This window comes from Pengzhenrongella sp., from assembly GCF_036565025.1.
Classification (GTDB): Bacteria; Actinomycetota; Actinomycetes; order Actinomycetales; family Cellulomonadaceae; genus Pengzhenrongella.
This window is the reverse complement of the sequence record NZ_DATCNW010000182.1, coordinates 1-10,070: the sequence shown is the minus strand read 5'-3', so window position 1 is coordinate 10,070 and position 10,070 is coordinate 1. Positions and strand designations below refer to the sequence as shown.

At 67.6% G+C, this 10,070-nt stretch carries 13 protein-coding genes and 1 pseudogene; 5 read left to right on the top strand and 9 right to left on the bottom strand.

Annotation, left to right across the window (positions count from 1 at the left end; translation table 11 throughout):
• Positions 1–193 precede the first annotated feature (193 nt).
• Together VIM26_RS10630 and VIM26_RS10625 are read left to right on the top strand one after the other, a co-directional pair.
• Entirely contained in the window at positions 194–424 is a 231-nt protein-coding gene (locus VIM26_RS10630; protein WP_331950919.1) for a hypothetical protein, read from the top strand.
• Between the two features lie 1,078 nt (positions 425–1,502).
• Positions 1,503–1,850, top strand: coding sequence for a T6SS immunity protein Tdi1 domain-containing protein (locus VIM26_RS10625; protein ID WP_331950917.1), 348 nt, complete (start codon positions 1,503–1,505; stop codon positions 1,848–1,850).
• Between the two features lie 220 nt (positions 1,851–2,070).
• Here the strand turns inward: VIM26_RS10625 and VIM26_RS10620 are convergent, their stop codons facing one another.
• A complete protein-coding gene (locus tag VIM26_RS10620) occupies positions 2,071–2,340 on the bottom strand; it encodes a hypothetical protein (protein WP_331950915.1) in 270 nt (89 codons plus the stop codon).
• A 486-nt stretch (positions 2,341–2,826) separates the two neighbouring features.
• Positions 2,827–3,132, bottom strand: coding sequence for a putative quinol monooxygenase (locus VIM26_RS10615; protein WP_331950913.1), 306 nt, complete (start codon positions 3,130–3,132; stop codon positions 2,827–2,829).
• A 639-nt stretch (positions 3,133–3,771) separates the two neighbouring features.
• On the opposite strand from VIM26_RS10615, the gene VIM26_RS10610 reads away from it, so the two are divergent.
• On the top strand, positions 3,772–4,359 hold the full coding sequence (locus VIM26_RS10610) for a hypothetical protein (protein ID WP_331950911.1): 588 nt from the start codon (positions 3,772–3,774) through the stop codon (positions 4,357–4,359).
• 244 nt (positions 4,360–4,603) lie between these two features.
• On the opposite strand, the gene VIM26_RS10605 is transcribed toward VIM26_RS10610, so the two are convergent.
• From VIM26_RS10605 to VIM26_RS10590, 4 genes and pseudogenes are all read right to left on the bottom strand, one after another.
• Positions 4,604–4,963 (bottom strand): hypothetical protein, encoded by a 360-nt coding sequence (locus VIM26_RS10605; RefSeq protein WP_331950909.1) that lies wholly within the window; start codon positions 4,961–4,963, stop codon positions 4,604–4,606.
• 70 nt (positions 4,964–5,033) lie between these two features.
• Positions 5,034–5,339 carry a hypothetical protein gene (locus VIM26_RS10600; protein ID WP_331950908.1) on the bottom strand — a complete coding sequence of 102 codons (306 nt, stop codon included), beginning with the start codon at positions 5,337–5,339 and terminating at the stop codon, positions 5,034–5,036.
• A gap of 188 nt (positions 5,340–5,527) precedes the next feature.
• Entirely contained in the window at positions 5,528–5,941 is a 414-nt protein-coding gene (locus tag VIM26_RS10595) for an isoprenylcysteine carboxylmethyltransferase family protein (protein ID WP_331950906.1), read from the bottom strand.
• A gap of 343 nt (positions 5,942–6,284) precedes the next feature.
• Positions 6,285–6,440, bottom strand: a pseudogene (locus VIM26_RS10590) (deaminase); the annotation flags it as partial.
• Here VIM26_RS10590 and VIM26_RS10585 point away from each other — a divergent pair.
• Positions 6,427–6,663: a hypothetical protein gene (locus VIM26_RS10585; RefSeq protein WP_331950921.1), complete on the top strand. Its 237-nt coding sequence runs from the start codon at positions 6,427–6,429 to the stop codon at positions 6,661–6,663. The pseudogene VIM26_RS10590 and the gene VIM26_RS10585 sit on opposite strands and share 14 nt — an antisense overlap.
• Before the next feature lie 27 nt (positions 6,664–6,690).
• On the opposite strand, the gene VIM26_RS10580 is transcribed toward VIM26_RS10585, so the two are convergent.
• Complete coding sequence (locus VIM26_RS10580) at positions 6,691–7,806, bottom strand: peptidoglycan-binding protein (protein WP_331950904.1); 1,116 nt, start codon at positions 7,804–7,806, stop codon at positions 6,691–6,693.
• 469 nt (positions 7,807–8,275) lie between these two features.
• Between VIM26_RS10580 and VIM26_RS10575 the strand changes: the two genes are divergently transcribed.
• A complete protein-coding gene (locus VIM26_RS10575; RefSeq protein ID WP_331950902.1) occupies positions 8,276–9,178 on the top strand; it encodes a hypothetical protein in 903 nt (300 codons plus the stop codon).
• Positions 9,179–9,413: 235 nt separating this feature from the next.
• Here the strand turns inward: VIM26_RS10575 and rbsD are convergent, their stop codons facing one another.
• A complete protein-coding gene (gene rbsD, locus VIM26_RS10570) occupies positions 9,414–9,803 on the bottom strand; it encodes a D-ribose pyranase (protein WP_331950901.1) in 390 nt (129 codons plus the stop codon).
• The coding region (locus tag VIM26_RS10565; protein WP_331950899.1) for a PfkB family carbohydrate kinase at positions 9,797–10,070 on the bottom strand (274 nt) is incomplete at its 5' end. The genes VIM26_RS10565 and rbsD, both read right to left, overlap by 7 nt.

The window sequence follows — 10,070 nt, the reverse complement described above, 5'->3', positions numbered from 1 at the left end:
CCATGAAAGGCGCGAAAGACTTCGCCGCCATCCGCTCCTACATCGCGACCGCCGCCAAGCACGGCATCACCATGTTCGACGCGCTCAACCGCCTCACAAGCCAAGACCCCTGGTACCCCGCCACCACCTGACCAGTTACGTCGGCGTTACGTTCGACCGGCACGACCAGGTCGCCTGGGAAACCCTCCGAGAGGTGCGCCTGGGACCGGTCAAGCCGCGTCTACTCTTCGTCACGCACCCCCTCTACTACATCGCTTTCGTGCCGAAGCGAGCCGCCGACATTCACCGCCTCTCACCGAGGAAACGAATGACGACCCGTATCTATGGAACAACCTTGGTGCTGATCACGCAGACCGTGACTCCAAGCGGTGATGACATCCTCGCCGCGGTCGAGCGTCTGTCTGATGTCCCCCTCCGCCGCTGATCCCAGTAGTCGCGTGGGGGGTGGCTCGCTCGTCTGCACGTGCGCGGCACGACCGCCGGCGACTTGGGTGGCGTTAAGTGATGTTCGGCGGGCAGCGCGGCCGGGGCCCGAGGCATCTCTCCGGCGGCTTGCTGGCCGTGTCCCTATCGGGTCGCGTGTTTCATCCCGCCGTTGGCGGCCACGGGCAGCGCAACCGTCCGCTCATGCCGACGAGCGGGTGCTGCGGCATGCCGACTGCGATGCTTACCGGGTGGCGAAGAAGGGTCAGTCCCGACGTCCCGACCGTGTCAACGAGTGGGCGGTATCGGTGCGCCTGAATGACGGCAGCGCGCTGTTCTGGTGCGGTGAGGAAGCCGGACGTCAAGGTCAGGACTGGGGTCGGGAGTCCCAGGCGTTTCGGTTCGCGACTCGGGACGAGGCCGAGCAGTACGCCGCTGAGTGCGCGACGAACTCGGCGGCGTGGGAGTACCGAGCCGTTTGTCTGGCCCAGCTGAGGTAGTCAGCGCGGACGCACTCACAATGCCGCAGGGCCGATGGCGGCATGGCATGAACGCTCATGCCACGGCGCGGACGGTCGTCTACCGCGGTGGGGGCCCGAATCGCGACCGCAGCGCGAGGACCCCGTCACGGACCCGGCCCGGCTTGAACGGGCTGCCACCCTCACCTGCTGCGGCCGGGCGCGCCCTTACCGGGCAGACGCGCCTTGGGCGGGTTCAGCCTCGACTTTACGGGGCGGGCGGCCCTCCGTCCGCGGGATGGTGCGCCCGCTCATGCCGCTGAGTATCACGGCGGCCGGCGTTTCGCTCACGGCGGCCGGCGGGCTCGTGGGCCGGTGTCCCGCCGGTAGGTTGAGGATCGTGTTCGAGCGACTCACGGCCATGATCCCGGGTTCACCGATCGCAGGTCCTGCTGATGCGGGCTCGCCTCCGCCAGGCATACGGTCCGCGCTCGGCGGCATGGCTGGCTCCACGCTCGGACACGGTCTGTATCGGTTCCACACTCGATCCAGCGCTGCGGCGGCCGACATGCTCGTCGGCGCTGCGTATCCAGAGTTCGTGGGCGTGTCGCCTGCTTCGGCATGGACTGGCTCGGCAGGCAGTTCTCGCTCGACGCTTCACGTGGCACCCGCGACGACCCCGAAGTACTCCTGTTCGACGTCGGTGCGGGCGAAACGTTGGAGATCCCGACCGCGTTCTCGGCGTTCCACGAGACGGAGTTGACTGAGTACACCGACGCGGCCCTCGCGTCTGAGTTCTTCGAGCAGTGGCTGCGCGGGCATCCTGAACCAGTCCGCTTTGACCAATGCGTGGGCTATCAGGTCCCGCTGTTTCTTGGCGGAGCCGACGAGTTGGGCAACCTCGGCCGCACGGATCTCGACGTCTACTGGACCTTGACCGGGCAGTTGAGGGTGGCTGCGCTCGGCTGAAGCCAAGCGTTCCGTTCATAACTGCGTTGCAGGGGGTGTTCAGGAGGAGTGCGATCCGACGCCGTTATTTCTGCGTCGCGCCGAGCAGTCGGGTCGCCGCTGCGAAGTATTCCTCGACCTCGACCTCGGCGGCCAAGTGCAGGTCGGTCCCTGACGATCTGGGTTGAGAAATACCCGGGGGCCGCCCCGGGCGAGCTTTTGAATGCCCGCCCACAGTTCGCTACCCCTCGTGCTGCGGCGGATGCACAAGAGCCGAGGCGGTTCTCCGATAGACCCCGTACAGCACCAAAGCCACCATCGCCAGGAAGCCAAGGGCGCCACCGACCCAGGTACCGACGCCGTCGCTCACGAGGATGCTCAGCAGCACTTTGGCAACGATGCCCAGCGCATACAGGCCAGCCGGAACTTTCCATGTCGTCACTCGCGGCATGTGGCTCCTCTGACGTAGTTTGGTTTCACCCGCAACCTCGCGCCGCTTCAACACGCGCACGGGAGCCGATCCTCCCACCTTGTAGCGCTGGCGCTCGGTCTTGGGTTGTCGGCAGCGACCTCAGCCAAGTCGCTCAACACCGCATAACGGTCGTCAAGTGCTGGGTCCCGAAGTTCCTCGGGTGTCGCTGAGCGTTGGAGTGGCGGGTCGGCGACCGACGGCCTGAACGTCGATGTCGTCCTCCCCGCGAGCATGAGCGGAGGGGCTTCCTTGAACTGGTGAGTGGTCAGGGACCGCCTGCCTTTGAGGGAGCCCCGCCGATCTCGGCGGAGCCACGCGGGTGGGGAGTTTCAGTGAGCACGTATGGGTACTTTCGAACGAGCGACAATCACCAGAGCAGCTTCCCCAGCTCTGACCTGACTTCAACCACTCGTGGTCCACGATCCGGGCCGGATCGCGCGCGACGCACGGATCTGCCGCGATGGAGGCTCGCGTTCTCGCCCGGTGAGCTATCGGCTATCGGCACGACATTCAAGGTGACAGTGTTCAGCCAGGCAGACCCTTGCCACCCTGCACTGTGAGCTGGGTCTGATCAGACATCCCCACGATCAACGGTCGCGCCTCCTGAATGAGCGCCTTGATGTCTTCGGGTTCGAGCGACGCGTCGTGGGCGGCCACGTCGGTCCAGACCTCCCAGACCCACACCGCCTCGGGCTCGTCGGACGTGCTGACGATGTAGTGGATGCATCCTGAGTTGCGCTCAAGCAACTTGGCCGCCTGCAACAGGTAGGTAACCAGGTCATCGCGCCGATCGGGCTGAGCCGTGAACTTGCCGAATAGTCCGTAGGTCATCTCGGCACTGTAGTGGCAGCCATCGATGCTCTTCGGAGCGCGTTCGGCAGAGGATCGGCTACCGGAACACTCTGGCTCAACCCACAGCGTCGATAGGACCTGACGGTGGTCCAGAACGGCGACGCTTGTCGAGTCTTCGTTCGCGGAACGCTGACCTTCGCCCTGGGACGTGTGTCGGCGAGGAGATCGCAACTGGCGCGCCCACAACTGAACGGTCGTTACGGTCCGTTGAGCAGCCAGTGCCGCGCGCGCAGCGCCGTCGGGCATTCCCGCGGGAACGTCCGACGCGGAGGTTTGGTCACGGTTCACGATGTGAACGTTGCCGTCTCAAATTGCAATACGAGACGTTTCTGCGGGAACGCCTCAAGCGCGGGGCAAGGGCCGTAGCGGTCTCGCTGGCTGGCCCAGCTCCGCCACGCCGCACGATCACATAAGAGAGTCAACTGTCGTTCAGCGGCGACGACGCCGTGTTCGTGTGGCGGTTTGGTCGGGTGCACACCCAGCCGCTGGTCGGGTGCACCCCCAACACCGACGCAACAGCCATACCCGTGAGGGTCCCCGCCGCGCGCGAGGCCGCCCGCGGTGCGCCAGCGACCGGAACGCCTCATCGGTCTGGTCCCGCACCTATATCGTTCGTCGGTGACCCGCCCCCGGCGCGCCGTCGTCGTGCTCCTCGTGCCCGCAGTGCTCGCGCTCGGCGCGTGCGCCGGACCCGCCGGAGCAGAGGAAGTGACGACGACCGATCCGGCGCAGCCCACGGCGATCGCCACGTGGTCGGAGCCCGCCGGGATCGCACCCGAACTGGTGTACGTCACCGGCGTCGAGGGCTTCGAGCTCGCTACGCAGTCCGTGGGCGTCATGGGCGACGACGGCATGTCGGCGATCTACGTGAGGTCCGGCGGCGGGGCCGTCGGCACCGTGATGCTCACCACCTCGCGGGACCCGACCCCGAACGTCGCCGCGTGCGCCGAGCTGCCCGACTCCTCGGAGCCCCAGCTGGTGCTGCGATGCGCCGTTGAACGCGGTGACGTGCACGTCGCGCTCGATGGTGTGGACGTCGAGTCGGCGACCATGCGCGAAGCCGCTGAGGGGGTCCGGGTGCCGGGGGCAGAGGAACTCGGCCACCTCTTCGCCGACGTCCCGGTGGCGGAGGTCCCGGTCGAGCGAGGCGACCTGCCGCCCAACGGTGACGGCGCCCCGCTCGATCCGCCGGGAGCCGGCGGCTGATCCGAGGACCAGGCGCATCGTTCCGGCCCTCGATGACCCGCGCACGCTAGTCGCAGCGGGTCACTGCTCCTGGGCAAGACAAGCGTGTTCATCATGGTGTCATTTCGCCTCCGGGCGCACGGTGACGAGGAGCACCCACGCTCCACACGAGCACCCGATCCCCAGGGCGAGCTTGCGTGAAGTGCCCGCTCATGGCGCGTTGAGGGCGGCGCCGCTCCCCGAAACGTGCCGGTGGCCGAACGGCCTATCGGTACTCGGCGACAACCTCGATCGTCCCGACGATGTGCCGGTTCAGGTCCTTCAGGTCCTTCAGGTCCTCCGCTGGAATCCAGTACTCCAGGATCGTGTGACCGCCAGCCTGCTGGACCTCGTAGCGATCCATGAACGACTTCTCGACCTCGAAGCGCGTCACGTAGCCGACGCCGCTCGCCTTCACGTTCCAATCGCGGGCGATCTTGGTCGCGTACTCCTCGTTCAGCACCGGGTAGAAGATTGGCTGATCGGGCAACCGCGGCGGCCACGAGCGCCAACCGGATTCCTCGACCAGGGCCAGCTCCTTCGGCCCCGTCGGACGCCAAAGCGTGACCGTCTCCACGTAGCGCATGATGCCAGCGAACTTCCCGAAGGACGTCCGGACATGCCGCGGTCCGAGTGCGTCCTGGGAGGGTGTGCGACTACTCGCCAGGACTGAGATCGACTCGGATCGCGTCGGGGGACAGATCATCCTGCGGCACTTCTGCATCGACCGTCACGACGATGCGGGTCCAACCAGGGTGGGCAGGATGAATGACCTCGGAGTCCGCATCCCCCACGCTGACCCGGCCGCTCGGAGTATGCAGAACGCCTCGGTAGATCTCACGCCTGTCTGCGGACTCCGGGGCATCGTCGGGCAAGAGTCGCACGAGGACCTCGGCTTCGGCCCATTCGGACTCCTCCGCAAAGGACTCGACGTCCTGGGCGTGACGGACGAGCGCGATCAAGCCGTGCTCGTCGCCCGTAACTGCGCGGCCCGGCTTCACGTCGGGGATCGCACCGCCCTCCTCAGGCGCACAAACGACCACGACTCCCCAATGGAAGGGGCGGCGGACTGTTCCCACGCAACCCTCGCCCCAACTGCTCGCCCGGCTCCGACCTGCGACTCGTGGATCCCGTTGCGGTCGTCGGCGGCTCAGGTCGCCTCGCCAGTTCCAGCGTCACGGGTGGAGGGGCCGCTGGTGGTCCAAGGACGTAGCCGGGGACGCCAAGCGGGCACCGCACGACGGTAGGCGTCGAAGTCCGCCCCGAAGCGGGCGGCCAGCGCAGGTTCTTCGTACCAGCGCACGAACGCGGCGGCCCCGACCCACACCGTGATCGAGTAGACCAGCATGCTGAACTGCCCGAACAGCAGGGCCTCCCCGACGAAAAGGGTCATCACCGCCAGGTAGATCGGGTTGCGTACGTACCGGTTGAGGCCTGTCACTACCAGGTGCCCGGTCATCGCGCCCGGCATCGGTGTTCCCCCTGCCCGCACGAACTGAACAAAGACGTGCACCACCGCGATCAGGCCCGCGACGATCAGCACGATGCCCACGGCTTCGGCCACGGACCAGTAGTGCAGCAGATGCCGCAACCGCCAACCAGTCAGCCACCACGGAACAAGCACGGCCCGACCCCGCCGGTGACCACGAACCAGATGGCGCTCGTAACCACAGCAGCAGATCTGCGCACGACCATCACCTTCTCGGTCCGCCCGGCAGATGCCGCCGTCGCGCGCCGCTTCTCGCCGAGGAGACACGATCCGGTACGCCTTCCGGGCCTCTCCCACGATGGCATGGATCGGCGGCCACGGCGTCGAGCCCACCTACTGTGACGGCGTCTGCGATCTGCAGGGCGGCCTGGGCGGGCATGAGGTCTGCGGTGTCGACGACCTCAGCGACGACGTCGAATTAGCCGCCGTCCGGCGGACCGCTGAGCACGGTCGGGACGTACTCGAGGCACTGGAGGCGGCCGTCGAACGTTCGGCTGGCGACCATCTCCAGCGCGACGTCGGGCCAGCCGTCGTAGATGCGATCCTGGCCGGTCGCACCCGTGACGAACGGGAAGAAGCTGATGGAGGCGGAACTCGAGCGTACGGACGCCGAGCACCGGATACTGTTCAGGCTCTCCGAGGACGAGTTGCTCTTACTTGCCAACTCGGTAAACGAGGCGATCCAGGCGATCAAGGATTGGGAGTTCCCGATTCGGCTCGGGGTAGACAAGAGCGCTGCCCGAAAGTTGCGAGATGGCCTTCAAAATGTGATCGCAGGGTTGCCTGGAGCCGAGTAGTTCGTCTCAGCGCCCATAGGCCGTTGCTCAGGTTGAGGCGAACAGGGTGCCCATGAATCCGGGCGCTGGGCGGGTATACGTGCCGGTGCCTGCACCCAGCGCCCGCCACTCGGCGTTGCCGACCAGGCCGCTGGCCGGCAGGTGGTGCTCGCGCTGGAAGGCGATAACGCTGGCCCGTGTCGCGGGGCCGAACACCCCGTCGGCGGCTGGCGCGCCCAGACTTCGCTGCAGCATCACGACCGCGCTCCCGCGTGACCCGCCGGCCAGGCGGACGTTGAGGTAGGGCGTCAGAAGGTTGCCGCGTGCGGCCTGCCCGGTGACTCCCGGGCAGGTGAGGTTGTCGTCGTACACGTTGTCGGTCCACTGGGTCAGCCAGGGCTTACCCCCGGCGTAGCTCGCCGTGACGCACCGGGCTGCGGCCTGCGACTTGCTCGCCTGGCCGACCGGCACCCAGGTGGGCACACCCGGCATACTCCGGGCACCGGTGATCGCCTTCCAAGCTTTGTCGTATGAGTAGATGCCTGCGTGTATGCCTGCTTCCCGGTAGCCCGCGATGACACCGTCGATGACGGCGTTGTTCTGGTCCGCGCCGGCCGACCACGGCGATCGCGTTCTGGGCTCGACATCGACCCAGATCATCGGTGACTGCAGGCCAACCCGGGCCATGGTGCCGAGGTTGAAGGCGGCCTGGGCGGCCCCGACCCGACGTAGTTGCTGGGTCAGCGTTCCGGTGCCCCCGTAGCGGGCTAGCTCCGCATCGGTCGGATAGGTCGAGATGGCGTATGCGCCGGCCCACAGATGACGGGATCTGACCGAGGCGACCTGGCTGGCCAGGCAGGGGTTGGCTCGGAACGCCCCGCCGTCGGTCAGGCCCAGCACCGCGAACGATGCGCTGTCCTGGGGACCCGGCAGTCCGTTGCCGCCGTCACTCTTCGCGCACTGGGGCCAGGAGATGTCATTGCCGTACACCGTGGTTCCGGGCGCCGGCACCGGGGACAGGTGGACCTGGGACAGGTGGACCGGCGGCGCAAGGGGGGCGGACGAGAATGGGGACACCACGGCATAAAGGATTAGGCCCAGGGTCGCGACGATGGTGGTCAGCCGGTCGGGTCGTTGCTTCGGCGGGAACTTCGCGAGGTGCACACGCCAAGTCTGCTGTATTGCGGTCACCAGCTGTCGACGCCTCGTGAAAGCTAACCCCCAGTTGCCGGGCGAGTTTGCGGCAGAAGGGGGTCAATTCTCGCCAGGCGTTGACAACCGCGGTAACCAGCGCGGGGCGTCACGTTCGATGACCATGGCCGCGTCACATTGGGTGACGTCTCTCGGTCAGGGGCGCCAGCGAGGTTATGCCACGAACGCCGCCGGGGCGCAGCCGGTCAGGCGAGCCGAGGTGAGGACCGGGATCCGCGAGGTGTCAGTCCACGAGGCCCCGCTCGCCTCAAGCGAGGACGAGACACCCCATAGCGGTCGCCAAGTGCTGGTCGCGCCAGCGACTTGGGTGGCGGTAAGTGATGTTCGGCGGCTAGCGGACTTGCAAAAGAGTCGCGGTTAGGTCACCCTAAGGACCGAGAACTTAGGATCACCTAATACATGTTGCGGAAGAGAGACACCGATGGGCATGTCACAGACGCTGTTGCTCGGCTTCATCGCCGGGGTGACGATCCTGCTAGGCCTGCCGGTGGGTCGGATGCGCCGGCCCGCACCGAGCCTGCGGGCGCTCTTGAACGCCGTCGCGATCGGGATCCTGCTGTTCCTGGTGTGGGATGTGCTCTCGCACGCGTGGGAGCCGATCGACACCGCGTTGGGTGAGGTGCACGACAACCATGGGAGCCTGGCCCCGGTCCTCGGCTATGGCGCGTTGTTCGCGGGCGGCCTTGCGATCGGGCTGCTGTCCCTGGTGTTCTACGAGCGGTGGATGGGGCGTGCGATCCGCTCGGACGAGGGCTCGGCCTCGGCCGCCCGTCGGTTCGGTCCCGGGGCGATGACAGTCGGTGAGCTGACTGTGAACCCGAAGGGGCTGGCTTCGTGGTCACCCGCCCGGCGGCTGGCGCTACTCATCGCCGTCGGTATCGGGCTGCACAACTTCGCCGAGGGACTTGCCATCGGCCAGTCCGCGGCACGGGGTGAGGTCGCCTTCGCGACGCTGCTCGTGATCGGGTTCGGACTGCACAACGCGACCGAGGGCTTCGGCATCGTCGCACCGCTGGCTGCCGACGCATCGAACGATGTCCGTGACGGCTCGACGACCCGCCCGAGCTGGAGGTTCCTGCTCGGCCTCGGCGTGATCGGCGGCGGCCCGACGTTCCTGGGCACGGCAGTCGGGCATGGCTTCACCAGCGAGGCCGTCAGCGTGGTGTTCCTGACCCTGGCTGCGGGTTCGATCCTGTACGTGGTGATCCAGCTGCTCGGCATCGCAGCCAAGACGCGACGGCAGGACCTCCTCGCGTACGGGTTGCTCGTCGGGCTGATTGCCGGGTTCGCCACCGACGCGATCGTGACTGCGGCCGGCGCGTAGTCCCGCACGATCCGGGCTACGACCGCCGAGGCCCGGCGCACCGGCACCCCCAGCGTCCAGGCCGACGCCCCGTACCGCACGTTCGCCGACCTCACCACCCAAGGCCTAGGCGACCTCGACACCGCCGTCGTCCAGGCCCACCTCGAAAACCAAACCCCTTCGCCGAGAGTGGAGTTACCCCCCCTGGGAAAACCCTTTCCGGGGGCGATAACTCCACTCTCGCGGAGGGGGTTTCTTAGAAGGGGACGCCGCAGCGGAGGATCGCGTTGGCGTAGGGGGTGGCTTCGCCGGTGCGGATGAACAGCTGGGCGGAGCGGGATTGTGTCTTCAGGTCGGCGTGGGTGATCCAGCGGGGGTCGCCGAAGTGGGCGGTGAGCAGGGCGAGCGCGGCGGGGTTCGCATCGGCCGTCTCCTTCGCGACGGCGACCTGCTCGACGACGAGCTCGGCCGCCAGAGCGTCGATGACCTGCGCGAACGTCGGTACCCCGAACGTCAGCGCGAGGTCGACGACCGGGACGCCGTCGGGCCTGGGCAGGCCGCAGTCGCCGACCACGACGAGGTCGGTGTGCCCGAGGCGGGCCAGCGCGCCGCTGAGCGCGTCGTTGAGGATGCCGCGCCTCAGCACGACGCCTCCACCTCGGCCAGCGTCGGGTAGGACTCCTGCGCTCCCCGGCGCCCGACGGCGAGCGCGGCCACGTCGGTCGCCCGGCGCACCGCCGCCTCGAGCCCGTTGCCCGCGGCGAGCTCGACGGCGAGCGCCCCGACGAACGCGTCGCCGGCCCCGGTGGTGTCCACCGCGGTCACCTTCCGGGCCGGGACCGCCACGGCGGCACCGACCCCGCCGTCAGTGGTGCGCTCGAGGAGCACCGCGCCGTCCGACCCGAGGGTCAGT